Source organism: Pseudomonas sp. Irchel s3f7 (assembly GCF_900187615.1).
In the GTDB taxonomy this organism is placed as follows: domain Bacteria; phylum Pseudomonadota; class Gammaproteobacteria; order Pseudomonadales; family Pseudomonadaceae; genus Aquipseudomonas.
Genome location: NZ_FYDO01000002.1, coordinates 109,956 through 126,857 on the forward strand (window position 1 = coordinate 109,956; position 16,902 = coordinate 126,857).

The window sequence follows — 16,902 nt, forward strand, 5'->3', positions numbered from 1 at the left end:
GCAGACAGCAATGAACGGTCAGACTAACGCAGGCTTATGACGCCCGGATAGACGAAAAATCCGAGCGTCGCGTACGGTTTAGAAACGTCGTAAATCGAGAGTCATCGGTAGCTCGTCGTTTATTTCCAGATTCGGTATAGGAAGTTTCCCAGGCGTGTGTCCGATACGGAAGAAACGCGCCATACGGCGGCTCTCGGCCTCGTTGGCATTGACCGGCAGGCTGTCGTAATTGCGTCCCCCCGGATGGGCAACGTGGTACTGGCAACCACCCAGCGAACGCTGCATCCAGGTGTCGAGCAAGTCGAATACCAACGGCGCATGCACCGGAATAGTCGGTTGCAGACAGTTCGCCGGTTGCCAGGCGCGAAATCTCACTCCAGCTACGAATTCGCCTACACGCCCGGTGGGTTGCAAGGGCACGGGAATGCCGTTGCAGGTCAGCAGATAACGCTGGGGCGGCAGACCGCTGAGTTTGATCTGCAAACGTTCAAGCGAGGAATCCACATAACGCACCGTGCCACCGACCGCGCCCTCTTCGCCCAGCACATGCCACGGTTCAAGCGCCTGACGCAGCTCCAGCGCGATGCCACTGACGGCGTAATCGCCGACCTTGGGAAAGCGGAACTCAAGGTGCGCCGCGAACCACTCGGCCCGCAGCGGATAACCCGCTGTGTTGAGCTCGACGATGACGTCGGCGAAATCCTGTTCGATAAAGTGCGGCAACAGGAAACGATCGTGCAGCTCCGTGCCCCAGCGCGCCAGTGTCGGCGGCGCGTAGGGTTCACGCCAGAATCGTGCAACCAGCGCTCGCAGCAACAATTGCTGGGCCAGACTCATGCGCGCATGGGGTGGCATTTCAAAAGCGCGCAACTCCAGCAGCCCGAGTCGGCCGGTGGCGCCGTCCGGCGAGTAGAGTTTGTCGATGCAGAATTCGGCCCGATGAGTATTGCCGGTGACATCGATCAGCAGGTTGCGCAGCAGTCGATCCACCAACCATGGCGGACACTCCTCGCCCGGTTCGGGCATCTGCGCAAACGCGATTTCCAGTTCATACAAGGCATCGTTGCGCGCTTCATCGACACGCGGCGCCTGGGACGTCGGGCCGATGAACAATCCGGAAAACAGGTAGGAAAGGGACGGATGGTTATGCCAGTAGCTGATCAGGCTGCGCAGCAAATCCGGACGACGCAGAAACGGAGAGTCAGCCGGTGTCGCGCCACCCAGTACGAAATGGTTACCGCCACCGGTTCCGGTGTGCCGGCCGTCGATCATGAATTTCTCGGTGGTCAGGCGGGTCTGGCGTGCTTCTTCGTAGAGAAATTCGGTGCGCTCCACCAATTCATCCCACGACGAGGATGGCTGCACGTTGACCTCGATCACACCGGGGTCCGGCGTGATACGGAAGTTACCCAATCTTGGATCGCTCGGCGGCTCGTAACCTTCCAGCAACACCGGGCAACGCAGTTCTTCGGCGGTGGCTTCGATGGCGGTGACGAGTTCGAGATAGTCCTCGGCCCGTTCCAGCGGCGGCATGAACAAGTACAACCGCCCTTCCCGGGCTTCGGCACACAGCGCGGTGCGGGTCAGCCAGTCTGCCGACTCATCGATCTTTGGCGCTCGATCTTCAGTTTCGGCAGCTGCGCCCTGGTTTTGAAGTTGCGCCGTATCCGGCAGCGGCGGGAATGCCTGATTCGGATCCTGCGGATGAATGAACGGATACTCCGCCGCTTTCACCCAGGGCTGCGAACCCAACGGCAAGCGATAGCCCAGCGCAGAATCCCCAGGCACCAATCGGCAATGCTCGTCCCGCAGGTACCAGCGACCGCTCTGCCATTGATCGCCCTTGGCCGTGCGAGCCAGCGGCAAGACCTGACCGATGACCTTGTCCAGGCCCTGGCTGAAGACTTTGCGCAGACGCGCACGTTCCAGCGGTTCTTCCAGGCGTGAGTCTTCGGCGCTGACGTTCTGCGGCAACGTCCCTTCGCGCCAGAGGTAATAGAAATTGTCTTCGTAGGCCGGGAATACAAAGCGTGTCGGAATTTTCAGGCGTTCGGCAACGCTCGCCAGAAAACGCCCGGCCAGCACCCCATCGGCGCCGTAATCTTCTTGCTCATCGGCGACCAACGCATTGTTTTGCCAGATCGGCACGCCATCACGGCGCCAATAGCAATTGAGCGACCAGCGCGGCAGTTGCTCGCCCGGATACCATTTGCCCTGACCGAAATGCACCAGGCCTTGCGGTGCATAACGCTTACGCATGCGCTGGAACAGTTCGGCGGACAGCTGCCGCTTGTTCGGCCCCAGTGCCGCTGTATTCCATTCGGCACCATCCGGGTCATCGATGGACACGAACGTCGGTTCGCCGCCCATGGTCAGGCGCACATCGCCTTCCAGCAGGTCGGCATCGATCTGCCGACCCAGGGCCTGGATCGCCAGCCATTGTTCGTCGGTGTAGGGCTTGGTAACCCGCGGCGCTTCCCAAATCCGCTCTACGGACATTTCGTGGCTGAATTCGCACTCGCAAGGTTCCACCAGGCCACTGATCGGTGCCGCCGATGACGGATCGGGACTACAGGCCAACGGAATATGTCCTTCACCGGCGAACAACCCGGAGGTCGCATCCAGGCCGATCCAGCCAGCGCCGGGCAAATAGACTTCGCACCAGGCATGCAGGTCGGTGAAATCGACGTCGGTACCCGATGGACCGTCGAGGCTTTTGACGTCGGCGGTCAACTGGATCAGGTAACCGGAGACGAAACGCGCCGCCAATCCCAGATTGCGCAGCAACTGAACCAACAGCCACGCGGAATCGCGGCAGGAACCGGACGCCTGCGCGAGGGTGTGCTCGGGCGTTTGCACGCCCGGTTCCATGCGAATCAGGTAATCAATGTCATCGCTCAGGCGCTGATTGAGCGCGACGAGGAAATCCACGGCTGGCAAAGGGGTACGGTCGATTCCGTCCAGATAGGCCTTGAACGCCGGCGTCAGCGGCAAGGTTTCCAGATACGGAGCCAATTCCTTGCGCTCATCGGCGGCATACGCGAAGGGGATTTTTTCTGCGTAGGGCTCAAGGAAAAAATCGAACGGATTGAAGATCGCCATTTCTGCCAGCAGATCGACCTCGATGCGCAGTTCCTCGGTTTTCTCCGGGAACACCAGCCGCGCCAGGTAATTACCCTGCGGGTCTTGCTGCCAGTTGATGAAGTGCTGCTCGGGCGAGACCTTCAGCGCGTAGGACAGAATCCGCGTGCGGCTGTGGGCGGCGGGACGCAGTCGAACGATCTGCGGGCCGAGCTCGACAGCGCGGTCATAGCGGTAATGCGTGACGTGGTGCAATGCGACATGAATCGACACGGCGTGCCTCCTGCGAGCCCTAAGCGTATTCGAAAGCGCGCAAAACTTATGCCACCCAGCAGTGCTGGCGCTTTCTCCGGTTACTGGAGGCAGTACAGCACCAAAATCGGGCGATGCGAGGAAATGGATTGAGGTAGTTGCGCCTTAATGTGGCGAGCAGTTGCTGAAAGGTTGAATGAGCCGGCCTCATCGCTGGCAAGCCAGCTCCCACAGGTTTATCTGCCATTCACAAAACTATGGCCATGGAAGATCCTTGTGGGGGCTTGCCAGCGATGAGGCCTATGGCTTCAACACATTTCCTATGCCTGAAAATGCAAAACGCCAACCCGAAGGTTGGCGTTCTGTTCAGCTCAAGCGCGGTTTAGCGCGGCACGACCGGCTTGCGGGTCGGCTTGGGGCCTTTGCCCTTGGCGGCGTCCTTGCGATCCTTGGCGGCCTGCTGGTTGCGGGCAAACGCCGCCGCCTTGGCCTGTTCGCGCTTGTCCCACGGATTGCCGCCATCGCTGGCACGTGGTGGCAGGCCGGTATGCTGGGTCAGGATCTTGGTGGTCTTTTCCCCTGCAACCTTGTGGCTGCCGGCCGGCGTCGAGTTCTTGCGACGAGCGCTCTGGTAGCTGTCGGTGGACGGCTGATGCAGCGGGATCAACTGGTTCTTGCCCGGCCCGATCAGGTCGGCACGGCCCATGCGGGTCAACGCTTCACGCAGCATCGGCCAGCCTTTCGGGTCGTGATAACGCAAGAACGCCTTGTGCAGACGACGCTGCTCTTCGCTCTTGACGATAGTTACCGAATCACTCTTGTAGGTGACCTTGCGCAGCGGGTTCTTGCCCGAGTGATACATCGCGGTGGCGGTGGCCATCGGCGACGGGTAGAACGCCTGCACCTGGTCGGCACGGAAACCGTTGCCCTTGAGCCACAGCGCCAGGTTCATCATGTCTTCATCGGTGGTGCCCGGGTGGGCGGCGATGAAGTAAGGAATCAGGTACTGCTCCTTGCCCGCTTCCTTGGAGTACTTCTCGAACATGCGCTTGAACTTGTCATAGCTGCCGATGCCCGGTTTCATCATCTGATTGAGCGGACCTTCCTCGGTGTGTTCCGGGGCGATCTTCAGGTAACCACCGACGTGGTGGGTCACCAGCTCTTTAACGTACTCCGGCGACTCGACCGCGAGGTCGTAACGCAGGCCGGAAGCGATCAGGATCTTCTTCACACCCGGCAACTCACGAGCGCTGCGGTACAACTGGATCAGCGCCGAGTGGTCGGTGTTCAGGTTCGGGCAGATACCGGGGAACACGCAGGATGGCTTGCGGCACGCGGATTCGATTTCCGGGCTCTTGCAGGCGATGCGGTACATGTTCGCGGTCGGGCCGCCGAGGTCGGAGATCACGCCGGTAAAACCCGGGACCTTGTCGCGAATCTCTTCGATTTCGCGAATGATCGATTCGTGGGAACGGTTCTGGATGATCCGGCCTTCATGCTCGGTGATCGAGCAGAAAGTGCAGCCGCCGAAGCAGCCACGCATGATGTTCACCGAGAAGCGGATCATGTCGTAGGCCGGGATTTTCTCCTTGCCGTACGCCGGGTGCGGAATGCGCGCGTAAGGCATGCCGAACACGTAGTCCATTTCTTCGGTGGTCATCGGAATCGGCGGCGGGTTGAACCAGACGTCGACTTCGCCGTGCTTCTGCACCAGCGCACGGGCGTTGCCCGGGTTGGTTTCCAGGTGCAACACACGGTTGGCGTGGGCGTAGAGAACAGCGTCGCCACGGACTTTTTCCACCGACGGCAAACGGATCACGGTCTTGTCGCGAGTCATGCGCGGGCTCGCCAGAATCTGCACGACCTTGGCTTCCTGCGGATCTTCAACCGGACCTTTTTCCTGCTCGATGGCGCAGGCCTGGGTGTCCTGGGTGTTCACGTACGGGTTGATGATCTTGTCGATCTTGCCCGGACGGTCGATGCGCGTGGAGTCGACTTCGTACCAGTCTTTTGGCGTATCACGGCGGATGAACGCGGTGCCGCGCACGTCGGTGATGTCTTCGATCTTGTGACCGAACGACAGGCGCTGGGCGACTTCAACAATCGCACGCTCGGCGTTGCCGTAAAGCAGGATGTCGGCGCAGGCATCGATCAGGATCGAGTTGCGAACCCGGTCCTGCCAGTAATCGTAATGTGCAATGCGGCGCAGGGACGCTTCAATGCCGCCGAGCACGATTGGCACGTGCTTGTAGGCTTCCTTGCAGCGCTGGCTGTAAACCAGGCTGGCGCGGTCCGGACGCTTGCCCGCCATGCCGCCCGGAGTGTAGGCGTCATCGGAGCGGACTTTTTTGTCGGCGGTGTAGCGGTTGATCATCGAATCCATGTTGCCGGCCGCGACGCCGAAGAACAGGTTCGGCTCGCCGAGTTTCATGAAGTCGTCTTTGGACTGCCAGTTAGGCTGGGCGATGATCCCGACGCGGAAGCCCTGGGACTCCAGCAGCCGGCCGATGATCGCCATGCCGAACGACGGGTGGTCGACGTACGCATCACCGGTCACGATGATGATGTCGCAGGAATCCCAGCCGAGCTGATCCATCTCCTCCCTGCTCATGGGCAGGAACGGCGCTGGCCCGAAACATTCGGCCCAGTACTTGGGATAGTCAAATAACGGCTTGGCTGCTTGCATGTCGATAACCGGTGTTGGCTTTCATTGAATTTCGCGGGCGCGGAATATAGCACATTTTTTGACCAATTCCGACGGCTATGGTCGGAAATTGCGTCGCCCCTATCGCGAGCAAGCTTGCTCCTACAGGTACGACGCCCCCCCTGTAGGAGCTGGCTTGCCGGCGATGGGGCCTTTCAGGACACTAAATACCTTACTCGTCATCATCGAAATTGTAGCTACCCGGCGCCAGGTTCTCGAAGCGGGTGTATTTACCGATAAAGGCCAGACGAATAAAGCCGATAGGCCCGTTACGCTGCTTGCCGATAATGATTTCGGCGATGCCTTTGTGCTCGGTTTCCGGGTGATACACCTCGTCGCGGTAAACGAACATGATCACGTCGGCGTCCTGCTCGATCGCTCCGGATTCCCGGAGGTCGGAGTTGATCGGCCGTTTGTTCGGCCGCTGCTCGAGGGAACGGTTGAGCTGGGACAGCGCCACCACCGGGCAGTTGAACTCCTTGGCCAAGGCTTTCAAGGAACGCGAGATTTCCGAAATCTCGTTGGTTCGGTTGTCGCCGCCGGAACCTGGAATCTGCATCAACTGAAGGTAGTCGATCATGATCAGGCCGATCTCACCGTGCTCACGCGCCAGGCGCCGGGTACGCGCACGCATTTCCGACGGGCTGATCCCGGCGGTGTCGTCGATGAACAGCTTGCGGTCATTGAGCAGGTTCACCGCCGAAGTCAGGCGCGGCCAGTCGTCATCTTCCAACTGACCGGAGCGCACCTTGGTCTGGTCGATCCGACCGAGGGACGACAGCATACGCATGATCAGCGATTCGCCTGGCATCTCGAGGGAATACACCAGAACAGCTTTGTCGCTACGCAGTACGGCGTTTTCCACCAGGTTCATCGCGAAGGTGGTTTTACCCATCGACGGACGACCGGCGACGATGATCAAGTCAGCCGGCTGCAGGCCGCTGGTCTTTTCATCAAGGTCGGTGTAACCAGTGGACAGGCCGGTAATGGCGTTGTCTGTGTTGAACAGCGTGTCGATGCGATCGATGGCCTTGGTCAGCAAATCATTCACACCCACCGGGCCACCGGTTTTCGGCCGGGCCTCGGCAATCGCGAAGATCTGGCGTTCCGCTTCGTCGAGGATCTCTTCAGCAGTGCGACCTTCCGGGTTGAAGGCGCTGTCGGCGATCTCGGTGCTGATGCCGATCAGTTGGCGCAACGTCGCGCGCTGACGGACGATCTGCGCATAGGCCTTGATGTTGGCGACGGACGGCGTGTTTTTCGCCAGTTCACCAAGATAACCGAGGCCACCCACTTGAGACGTCTGACCTTCCTTGTCCAGTTGTTCGGCAAGGGTCACGACGTCAATCGGGGAGTTCTGATCGGCCAGTTTGGCGATCGCACGGAAGATCAGGCGGTGGTCATGTCGATAGAAATCGCCGTCGGAGACTTGATCGAGCACACGCTCCCAGGCGTTGTTGTCCAGCATCAGACCACCGAGTACAGCCTGTTCGGCTTCGATGGAATGCGGCGGCACTTTCAGCGCGGCGGTTTGCAGATCGTATTGCTCAGGAGCGGAGATATCGTTCATGGCCACTTGAAATTGGAGGAATCAGAAAGACAAAGGGCACGACCTGTAAACAGGATCGTGCCCGATGTTACCGGCAAGCACCCAAGGGTGCCAGCCGACAAGTGCTGCTTAAGCTGCTACCACAACAACGCGTACGGTGGCTTCAACTTCGGCGTGCAGGTGCACGGCTACGTCGAATTCGCCTACGTTGCGGATGGTGCCGTTCGGCAGACGAACTTCGCTCTTCTGCACTTCAACGCCGGAGGCGGTCAGTGCGTCAGCGATGTCGTGAGTACCGATCGAACCGAACAGCTTGCCTTCGTCGCCAGCGGTGGCAGTGATAGTCACTTCCAGCTCGGCCAGTTGGGCAGCGCGGCTTTCAGCCGACGATTTACGATCTGCTGCTGCTTTTTCCAGCTCAGCACGACGCTCTTCGAACGCAGCCAGGTTGGCTGGGGTCGCAGCGGTAGCTTTGCCGTAAGGCAGCAGGTAGTTACGACCGTAACCAGCCTTAACGTTCACTTTGTCACCCAGGTTGCCCAGGTTGGTGACTTTTTCCAGAAGGATCAGTTGCATGTGAAAATCCTCTTAACTTTTAACCTTCACCGTTCGCGCTATCGGCATCTTTCGGTGCCGAACGACCGCGAAAATCAATCAGGCTGTCGACGATGGCCAGGACCACCAGCAACGGATAGATCAGCTGCATGAACAGCAACAGCGTGACGTACAACCCCACCAACCAGAACCTGGCCAGTCGCTTTTGCGCCACCAGCCCGTGAATCAGGGCCAGCCCGGCAAACATCAGCGGTACACTGCACAACGGCGTCAACATGGCCATCTGCGAACCGAGATTCGGCCCCAGAAGCATGCACGCCAGCAGTAACATCGCCGGCAAAAGCGGGAAGCGGATGGCGCGAAACTCGCGACCAAAACCGCCCGGGTTGTACAACAACGCCTGCCAGTAGCGCCCGGCAAGCAGGCTCAGCACACTGACGATTTGCAACAAGGCCGCAATCAGGCCGGTCAGGACTGGTGCAATCAGGGACGCGAAACGCGCTTGCTCGTCTACCGACAACTTCTGGTAGACATCACCGAGTAGCGACGGCATGACTTTGATCAAAGCCTGCGCCAGCATCTCGATCTGGGGACCAAAAGCCGTCCCCAGCACCACTGAAAACACCACTCCCATCGCTATGCTGACCAGCAGCACGCGGTTCCAGGACTCGCTTGCGCGCAAAACCAACGCAAGGCTCGCAGACCCCAGCAGCACCAGAAGTGCCCGTGGGTCGTCGGAGTAGAGCCACCAGGCCAAGGCCGGCAGCATTCCCAGAGCAAGAACGCCTATGGCGTCCTTCAATCCGCGCCGCAGGAGCACAAGGCATCCAGCGGCAGCACCCAACCAATACAACAACGGCAATGCCGCGCATCCAGCCACTACGAGAGTGGCCTGCATACGGCCGCGCATGATGAACTCAGCTATGGCACGCATGCATTCAATCCTTTGCTACGTGTCGACTGCCCGGTCTCAGCGGCCGTGGCTGTCGGTGTAGGCCAGCAGGGCCAGGAAGCGGGCGCGCTTGATAGCGGTGGCCAGCTGACGCTGATAACGAGCTTTGGTACCGGTGATGCGGCTTGGAACAATTTTGCCGGTCTCGGATACGTAAGCTTTCAGAGTGTTGAGATCTTTGTAATCGATCTCTTTCACGTCTTCAGCGGTGAAGCGGCAGAATTTACGACGACGGAAGAAACGTGCCATTTGATAGGCTCCTTAAAAGGTCCGTGGATTACTCGTCAGCGTTATCGCTGTTGTCGCTGTCATCACTATCAGCGCTTTCAGCGCCTTCGTGCTCAGGACGGTCGCGACGCTCACGGCGCTCACTGCGGTTTTCTTCAGCCTTGAGCATCTCGGATTGGCCGGTAACGGCTTCTTCGCGACGGATGACCAGGTTACGGATCACTGCATCGTTGTAGCGGAAGTTGTCTTCCAGCTCGGCCAGGGCCTTGCCAGTGCACTCAACGTTCAGCATCACGTAGTGAGCCTTGTGAACATTGTTGATTGCGTAGGCCAGTTGACGACGGCCCCAATCTTCCAGACGGTGGATTTTGCCGCCGTCTTCTTCGATCAGCTTGGTGTAACGCTCAACCATGCCGCCGACTTGCTCGCTTTGATCCGGGTGGACCAAAAAGATGATTTCGTAATGACGCATGAATGCTCCTTACGGGTTGTAGCCTGCCGCTCAAAAGCGGTCAGACAAGGAGTGAATGACACTTATGGACTTGCGGACGCTAGACACGTAGGTGCCTGCCATCACAGCAAGGGGCGCAATTGTAGAGAAGGGGCGAGAGAGGCGCAAGGTAATTGGTGATTATTTGAACAGCCACCATTTACCACACACCCGTAGGAGCCGGCTTGCTGGCGATCCATGCGACCGGGCATGTCAGACACACCGAGGCGCATGAATCGCCAGCAAGCCGGCTCCTACAGGCTGGATCAGGACTTCTTGGTGGCAGCCTTGGCTTTGGCACTGCGCTGACGCTGCGCCTCGAACAGGCATACGCCAGTCGCCACGGAAACGTTGAGACTGCTGACGCTACCGGCCATCGGCAGGTTCACCAGGTAGTCGCAATGCTCGCGGGTCAAACGACGCATGCCCTTGCCTTCGGCGCCCATGATCAGGATCGTCGGGCCGGTCAGGTCCTGGTCATAAATGCTGACCTCGGCCTCACCCGCCGTGCCCACTACCCACAAACCGCGCTGCTGGAGTTTTTCCAGAGTGCGCGCCAGGTTGGTGACGGCAACCAACGGAATCACTTCCGCCGCACCGCAGGCGACTTTTCGTACAACCGGTGTCAGGGTTGCTGACTTGTCTTTCGGCACAATCACCGCCAGCGCACCTGCCGCATCAGCAGAGCGCAGGCAGGCGCCGAGGTTGTGCGGATCGGTCACGCCGTCGAGCACCAACAGCAGCGGTGCGCCATCGGTGCGATCCAGCAGCTCGTCGAGCATTGCCTCGCCCCAGACCTGGCTCGGACTGACGTCCGCAACCACGCCCTGGTGCACGCCTTCGACCCAGGCATCCATTTCGCGACGTTCGGCCTGGCCGACCTGAACACGATTTTCGTTGGCCAGTTCGATCAGGGTCTGAACCCGCGGATCACTGCGACCTTCAGCCAGCCAGATCTGCTTGACGCGTTTCGGGTGGTGGCGCAGCAACGCTTCTACAGCATGCACGCCGTAGATCTTTTCCAACTGACTCATGACTTGGCCTTAGGTTTACGCGCCCCGCCGCTTTTGGCTGGGGCCGAGCCCGCTTTTGGCGGGCCTTTACGATGTTTGCTCGGTTTGGCTGGCTTGCCGCCGACAGCGTTGTCAGCCGCCGACCGACTGGTCTTTCCCCCAGACGCCGCTTTACCGCCGCTTTTCGCACCGGCGAGCAACGCCTGCTTCATTTCACGGCTTTTGCGCACTTCGGCGTTTTTTGCCGCTGCATCGCTTGGGCGATAGGCTTCGGCAGTCTTTTCCTTTGCAGGACGACGACCGGTTTTCGCCGGCGCCGGTTCTGCGGCGGACTTGGAGGCAGGTGCCGCAGTTTCGGCGCCACGCTTCTTGCGACCGATTGGCGCGTTGATGGTGTTTTCAGCCATCTCGAAGTCGATCTTGCGCTCGTCGAGATCGACGCGCATGACCCGCACTTCTACGGTATCGCCAAGGCGGAAGCTGCGACCGGTACGCTCACCGGCCAAGCGGTGGTGCACAGGATCGAAGTGGTAGTAATCGCCCGGCAGCGCAGTGACGTGCACCAGGCCTTCGACGTAGATGTCGGTCAGCTCGACGAACAGGCCAAAACCGGTTACTGCGGTGATCACACCCGGGAACGATTCGCCCACGCGGTCTTTCATGAACTCACACTTGAGCCAGTTCACTACGTCGCGGGTCGCTTCGTCGGCACGGCGCTCGCTCATCGAGCACTGCTCGCCGAGCTGTTCCAGGGCCGCTTCGTCGTACGGATAGATGCGCGCCTTCGGAATGGTCATCGCACCAGCACGGCGAACGTGCGGGGTGTCCTGCTTCGAATGGATCACGCTGCGGATCGCCCGGTGCGTGAGCAAGTCCGGGTAGCGGCGGATCGGCGAGGTGAAGTGGGTGTACGCCTCGTAATTCAGGCCGAAGTGGCCCTGGTTATCAGCGCTGTACACCGCCTGGCTCAACGAACGCAGCATGACGGTCTGGATCAGGTGGAAATCCGGACGATCCTTGATACCAGCCAGCAATGCCTGGTAATCCTTCGGCGACGGGCCGTCCTTGCCTTTGTGCAAGGAAAGACCGAGCTCACCGAGGAACGCGCGCAGTTTTTCCAGACGCTCCGGTGGCGGACCATCGTGAACGCGGTACAGCGCCGGGATTTCGTGCTTTTTCAGGAATTCGGCGGTGGCCACGTTGGCCGCCAGCATGCATTCCTCGATCAGCTTGTGCGCATCGTTGCGCACGGTCGGACGGATTTCGGCGATCTTGCGCTCGGAACCGAAGATGATCCGGGTTTCCTGAGTTTCGAAATCGATCGCACCACGCACGTGACGGGCCGCCAGCAACACCTTGTACAGCGAGTACAACTGTTTGAGGTGCGGCACCACGTCGGTGTATTCGCCACGCAGTTTGCGCCCTTCGGTGGCTTTCGGCGTTTCCAGCATCGCGCTGACTTTGTTGTAGGTCAGGCGGGCATGGGAGTGGATCACCGCTTCGTAGAAGCAGTAGTCAGTCATTTCGCCGGATTTGGAGATGGTCATCTCGCAAACCATGGCCAGGCGATCGACTTGCGGATTCAGCGAGCACAGACCGTTGGACAGCTGCTCAGGCAGCATCGGGATCACGCGCTCGGGAAAGTACACCGAGTTGCCGCGAACCTGGGCTTCGGCATCCAGCGCCGAACCGAGTTTCACGTAGCTGGAAACGTCGGCAATCGCCACGTACAACTTCCAGCCGCCGGAGAACAGGCGCAGCTTGCCCGGACGGGCTTCGCAGTAGACCGCGTCATCGAAGTCGCGAGCATCTTCGCCGTCGATGGTGACGAACGGCAGATGGCGCAGGTCGATGCGCTTCTCTTTGTCTTTCTCTTCGACTTCCGGCTTGAGCTTGGCGGCTTCCTTGAGTACGGCTTCAGGCCAGACGTGAGGAATGTCGTAGGTGCGCAGGGCGACATCAATCTCCATGCCCGGCGCCATGTAGTTGCCCACGACTTCGACCACGTCACCTTGCGGCTGGAAGCGTGGTGTCGGCCAGTGAGTGATCTTCACTTCGACGAACTGACCTACCTGTGCGTTGGCGTTACGACCCGGCGTCACCAGCACTTCTTGCTGGATCTTCGGATTGTCGGCAACGACAAAACCGATGCCGCCCTCTTCGAAGTAGCGGCCGACGATGGTTTCGTGAGCGCGGGACACCACTTCGACGATCATGCCTTCGCGGCGACCGCGACGATCCAGGCCAGACACTCGGGCCAGCGCACGGTCACCGTCGAACACCAGACGCATTTGCGCCGGGCTCATGAACAGGTCGTCGCTGCCGTCGTCCGGCACCAGGAAGCCGAAACCGTCACGGTGACCGCTGATGCGGCCCAGGATCAGGTCAAGCTTGTCCACCGGCGCATACGTGCCGCGACGGGTATAGATGAGTTGAGCATCGCGCTCCATGGCGCGCAGGCGGCGGCGCAGGGCTTCGATCTGGTCTTCTGTGGTCAGACCAAACTCTTCGACCAGCTGCTCGCGGTTAGCAGGCGAACCCCGATCAGCAAGGTGCTGAAGGATCAGTTCGCGGCTAGGAATAGGGTTTTCGTATTTTTCCGCTTCACGAGCGGCCTCGGGATCGAGGGACTGCCAATCGGCCATTAGAGAGTTTTCACCTTGTCTATATACGGGTTAGTTTGGCATAGGCGTAATGAAACGGGAAATTTCAGGCTAAGACACCCCATCTAAAGCCCCATATCGACACCGCAAAGCTGTTTTGAAGACCGCTGGCGAAATTTTCCAGTTTTTTTTGAGCCTGGGGGTTTACAGTTAAAAAGACGCTCCGTATAGTGCGCGCCATCGACGACGGAGACGTTGCCGATACTGCCCAGATGGTGAAATTGGTAGACACGCCAGCTTCAGGTGCTGGTGACCGCAAGGTCGTGGAAGTTCGAGTCTTCTTCTGGGCACCAATTTCGAGCTTGAGATTAGATCAATTTCAAGGCTCACACAAAAACCCGCGAAAGCGGGTTTTTTGCATTCTGGAGCTCTGATTTATTAATTTTAAAATCAGGGGTTTACAGATCAAAACACGCTCCGTATAGTGCGCCACATCAACAGCGGCAACGCTGAAGATGAATGCCCAGATGGTGAAATTGGTAGACACGCCAGCTTCAGGTGCTGGTGACCGCAAGGTCGTGGAAGTTCGAGTCTTCTTCTGGGCACCAATTCAAATTCAAGGTTACGGCCTTGGATTTCACAAAAACCCGCGAAAGCGGGTTTTTGCGTTTCTGGCCTAAAATCCCCTCCCCCCGCAGGACCTGTAGGAGCTGCCGAGTGAAACGAGGCTGCGATCTTTTGACTTTTAAAATCAACGTCAAAAAATCGCAGCCTTCGGCAGCTCCTACAATGAGCCTGCCTCGCCTTGCAATGCGCATTTGAGAAACAATATCGTTTATCATTGTTACAAGTTTTTGCAATGTGACAGCGAGGAACCCTGCGAATGATGTTTCGAAATACCCTGCGCCGCGGCCTGATCACCACCCTCCTCGGCCTGGCACTCGCCACTCCCTTCACCCAAGCCGCCGACCCGGTTGCCCTGACGCTCTACAACGGTCAGCACAAAGAAGTCGGCGACGCAGTCGCCAAAGCTTTCGAAGCCAAAACCGGCATTCACGTCAATGTCCGCAAAGGCAGCAGCAATCAACTCGCCAGCCAGGTTGTCGAAGAGGGCGACCGCTCCCCCGCCGACGTGATCTACACCGAAGAATCGCCACCACTGAATAAACTCGGCGAGCAAGGCTTGCTGGCCAAGACCGATGACGCCACCCTGGCGGTTCTGCCCAAAGAATACGTAGCCGGCAACGGTACCTGGATTGGCGTCACCGCCCGGGTTCGCGTCGTGGCATTCAACCCCAAACTGATCGACGAAAAAGACCTGCCAAAATCGGTGATGGAGTTCTCCGATCCAAAATGGCAAGGCAAGGTCGGCTTCGTACCCACCAGCGGCGCCTTCCAGGAACAAGCCGTGGCAATCATCAAAGTGCACGGCATGGATGCAGCCGAAGAATGGCTGACCGGCCTGCGCGCTTTCGGCAAGACTTACAGCAACAACATGGTCGCGCTCAAAGCCGTGGAAAATGGCGAAGTGGCCACTGTACTGGTGAACAACTACTACTGGTTTGCCCTGCAACGGGAAAAAGGCCAGCTCGATTCGAAACTGCATTACTTCACCGGCGGCGACGTCGGCGGGTTGATCACCGTGTCCAGCGCTGCCGTCCTGAAATCCAGCAAACACCCAAAAGAAGCCCAGCAATTGCTCGCCTACATGGCCAGTGAAGAAGGCCAGCGCGTAATCACCCAGACCACCGCCGAATATCCTTTGCACAAAGGCATGGAGTCGGATCGTGGGCTCAAGCCGTTCAGCGAACTGGAAGCACCGAAAGTCACCCCCGCCGATCTCGGCAATGCTGAAGAGGCGCTGGATCTGGAACGCGACGTTGGCCTGAATTGATGGGCGCTTCACTTTCTACGCACACGGGATATGTACCGCGCCGCAAGCGGCCTTCTATCTGGCTGATGTTGCCCGTACTGCTGCTGGTTGCGCTTAGCTTGCTGCCTCTGCTGTATGTCGGCCTTAAGGCTTGGCAAGCCGGCTGGGCAGAAGCGCTGCACTTGCTGTGGCGACCTTATGTCTTCGGCTTGTTGCGCAACACCCTCGCCTTGATGATCGGTGTCACCGTTACTTGCGGGGTAATCGGTTTGTCGCTGGCCTGGCTACTGGAGCGCAGCAATCTGCCGGGCCGACGATTGTGGGGCGTGATTCTCTGCCTGCCGTTCGCCGTGCCGGCTTTTGTCAGCAGCTTCACCTGGGTTTCACTGAGCGCACATTTCGAGGGACTCGGCGGGGCCATCCTGGTGATGAGCCTGTCCAAATACCCGCTGATTTTCCTGCCGGTGGCGGCCACCCTGCGCAACCTCGACCCAGCTCTCGAAGAGTCCGCGCGTACGCTGGGGCAGAATCGTTGGGGCGTATTCTTCAAGGTTACTCTGCCCCTGCTCTGGCCTTCGTTACTCGCCGGTTCACTGCTGATTGCGCTGCACATGCTGGTGGAGTTTGGCGCGCTGTCGATCATCGGCCTGCAAACTTTCACCACGGCGATCTATCAACAGTTCGAGCTGGAATTCAGCAACGCCAACGCAGCCATGTTGTCAGCGGTCCTGCTGGCGCTGTGCCTGATGTTGTTGTGGCTGGAGCTGCGCGTTCGCGGCAAGGGTCGGCATGTACGTACTGGCCAGGGCGCGGCGCGACAGGCGGAGCAGGTTCAATTGGGGCCGTGGGTGGTCGCCGGACAACTTTACTGCCTGTTTTTGGCAATCATCGGCAGCGGGATTCCGCTGGGCATGCTGGCTTACTGGTTGGCTGTGGGTTCATCGGCGGCGTTTCCGGTGGCAGCAATCAGCGAAGCATTGCTTTCATCCCTCGCGCTGTCTCTGGGCGGCGCTGCGTTGTGCCTGGTGCTGGCGGTGCCAGTAGGATTGCTGGTGGTGCGCTACAAAGGCCAACTGGCGATCTGGGCCGAACGCCTGCCCTACCTGCTGCATGCGCTGCCGGGACTGGTGATCGCGCTGACCCTGGTGTATTTCGCCCTGCATTATGTGCCGGCGCTGTACCAGACTTCGGCGCTGCTGCTGATCGCTTATGCGTTGCTGTTTCTGCCGCTGGCGCAGGCGCCGATTCGCACCGCCCTGACCAAGGCCGCGCCGCAACTGGAAGAAGCCGCGCGAACGCTGGGCGCTTCGTCGTTCAGCGCTTTTTGCCGAGTGACGCTGCCGATCATTTTTCCGGCGCTGGGTGCGGCGTTCGCGCTGGTGTTTCTGGATGCAATGAAGGAGCTGACGGCGACGCTGCTGTTGAGTCCGACAGGGCTGAATACACTGGCAACGGAAGTGTGGGCGCATACCGCAAATGTGGAGTTTGCGGCGGCGGCGCCTTATGCGGCGTTGTTGATTTTGGTGTCAGGGTTGCCGGTTTATTTGCTGACAACCCGGATGTATTTGAGTCGCTAGTAAAAGATCGCAGCCTGCGATCTTT

Annotated in this window: 11 protein-coding genes and 2 tRNA genes; 4 read left to right on the forward strand and 9 right to left on the reverse strand. The window is 59.2% G+C overall.

Annotated elements, in window-relative coordinates:
* Positions 1 to 78 precede the first annotated feature (78 nt).
* The 9 genes from CKW19_RS02075 to rnr all read right to left on the reverse strand — a co-directional run bounded on the left by CKW19_RS02075 (position 79) and on the right by rnr (position 13,469).
* Entirely contained in the window at positions 79 to 3,354 is a 3,276-nt protein-coding gene (locus CKW19_RS02075; protein WP_095056356.1) for a DUF2126 domain-containing protein, read from the reverse strand.
* A 361-nt stretch (positions 3,355 to 3,715) separates the two neighbouring features.
* Positions 3,716 to 6,019 (reverse strand): YgiQ family radical SAM protein, encoded by a 2,304-nt coding sequence (locus CKW19_RS02080; protein WP_095056357.1) that lies wholly within the window; start codon positions 6,017 to 6,019, stop codon positions 3,716 to 3,718.
* A 190-nt stretch (positions 6,020 to 6,209) separates the two neighbouring features.
* Positions 6,210 to 7,607, reverse strand: coding sequence for a replicative DNA helicase (gene dnaB, locus CKW19_RS02085; protein WP_095056358.1), 1,398 nt, complete (start codon positions 7,605 to 7,607; stop codon positions 6,210 to 6,212).
* Between the two features lie 108 nt (positions 7,608 to 7,715).
* Positions 7,716 to 8,162, reverse strand: a complete 447-nt coding sequence (rplI, locus tag CKW19_RS02090; protein ID WP_034149636.1) for a 50S ribosomal protein L9 — start codon at positions 8,160 to 8,162, stop codon at positions 7,716 to 7,718.
* A 19-nt stretch (positions 8,163 to 8,181) separates the two neighbouring features.
* A complete protein-coding gene (locus CKW19_RS02095; RefSeq protein WP_053153717.1) occupies positions 8,182 to 9,075 on the reverse strand; it encodes a hypothetical protein in 894 nt (297 codons plus the stop codon).
* 36 nt (positions 9,076 to 9,111) lie between these two features.
* On the reverse strand, positions 9,112 to 9,342 hold the full coding sequence (gene rpsR, locus CKW19_RS02100) for a 30S ribosomal protein S18 (RefSeq protein WP_002551829.1): 231 nt from the start codon (positions 9,340 to 9,342) through the stop codon (positions 9,112 to 9,114).
* Positions 9,343 to 9,370: 28 nt separating this feature from the next.
* Positions 9,371 to 9,793, reverse strand: a complete 423-nt coding sequence (rpsF, locus tag CKW19_RS02105; RefSeq protein ID WP_003217491.1) for a 30S ribosomal protein S6 — start codon at positions 9,791 to 9,793, stop codon at positions 9,371 to 9,373.
* Between the two features lie 284 nt (positions 9,794 to 10,077).
* On the reverse strand, positions 10,078 to 10,845 hold the full coding sequence (rlmB, locus tag CKW19_RS02110; RefSeq protein ID WP_095056359.1) for a 23S rRNA (guanosine(2251)-2'-O)-methyltransferase RlmB: 768 nt from the start codon (positions 10,843 to 10,845) through the stop codon (positions 10,078 to 10,080).
* Positions 10,842 to 13,469, reverse strand: coding sequence for a ribonuclease R (gene rnr / locus CKW19_RS02115; RefSeq protein WP_095056360.1), 2,628 nt, complete (start codon positions 13,467 to 13,469; stop codon positions 10,842 to 10,844). Before rnr ends, rlmB begins: the two co-directional genes overlap by 4 nt.
* 224 nt (positions 13,470 to 13,693) lie before the next feature.
* Between rnr and CKW19_RS02120 the strand changes: the two genes are divergently transcribed.
* The 4 genes from CKW19_RS02120 (at position 13,694) to CKW19_RS02135 (ending at position 16,877) form a co-directional block, all read left to right on the forward strand.
* Positions 13,694 to 13,780, forward strand: a tRNA-Leu gene (locus CKW19_RS02120).
* Between the two features lie 168 nt (positions 13,781 to 13,948).
* Positions 13,949 to 14,035: transfer RNA gene (locus tag CKW19_RS02125), tRNA-Leu, on the forward strand.
* A 275-nt stretch (positions 14,036 to 14,310) separates the two neighbouring features.
* Positions 14,311 to 15,321 (forward strand): extracellular solute-binding protein, encoded by a 1,011-nt coding sequence (locus CKW19_RS02130; RefSeq protein WP_095056361.1) that lies wholly within the window; start codon positions 14,311 to 14,313, stop codon positions 15,319 to 15,321.
* Positions 15,321 to 16,877, forward strand: coding sequence for an iron ABC transporter permease (locus CKW19_RS02135; RefSeq protein ID WP_095056362.1), 1,557 nt, complete (start codon positions 15,321 to 15,323; stop codon positions 16,875 to 16,877). Before CKW19_RS02130 ends, CKW19_RS02135 begins: the two co-directional genes overlap by 1 nt.
* The last annotated feature ends 25 nt before the right edge of the window (positions 16,878 to 16,902 follow it).

Bases quoted from the DNA above. Each gene is read 5' to 3' on its own strand.
- rplI (WP_034149636.1), bottom strand. From the start codon at position 8,162: ATGCAACTGATCCTTCTGGAAAAAGTCACCAACCTGGGCAACCTGGGT.
- dnaB (WP_095056358.1), bottom strand. From the start codon at position 7,607: ATGAACGATATCTCCGCTCCTGAGCAATACGATCTGCAAACCGCCGCG.
- rpsF (WP_003217491.1), bottom strand. From the start codon at position 9,793: ATGCGTCATTACGAAATCATCTTTTTGGTCCACCCGGATCAAAGCGAG.
- CKW19_RS02135 (WP_095056362.1), top strand. From the start codon at position 15,321: ATGGGCGCTTCACTTTCTACGCACACGGGATATGTACCGCGCCGCAAG.
- rpsR (WP_002551829.1), bottom strand. From the start codon at position 9,342: ATGGCACGTTTCTTCCGTCGTCGTAAATTCTGCCGCTTCACCGCTGAA.
- rlmB (WP_095056359.1), bottom strand. From the start codon at position 10,845: ATGAGTCAGTTGGAAAAGATCTACGGCGTGCATGCTGTAGAAGCGTTG.
- CKW19_RS02130 (WP_095056361.1), top strand. From the start codon at position 14,311: ATGATGTTTCGAAATACCCTGCGCCGCGGCCTGATCACCACCCTCCTC.
- CKW19_RS02080 (WP_095056357.1), bottom strand. From the start codon at position 6,019: ATGCAAGCAGCCAAGCCGTTATTTGACTATCCCAAGTACTGGGCCGAA.
- rnr (WP_095056360.1), bottom strand. From the start codon at position 13,469: ATGGCCGATTGGCAGTCCCTCGATCCCGAGGCCGCTCGTGAAGCGGAA.
- CKW19_RS02095 (WP_053153717.1), bottom strand. From the start codon at position 9,075: ATGCGTGCCATAGCTGAGTTCATCATGCGCGGCCGTATGCAGGCCACT.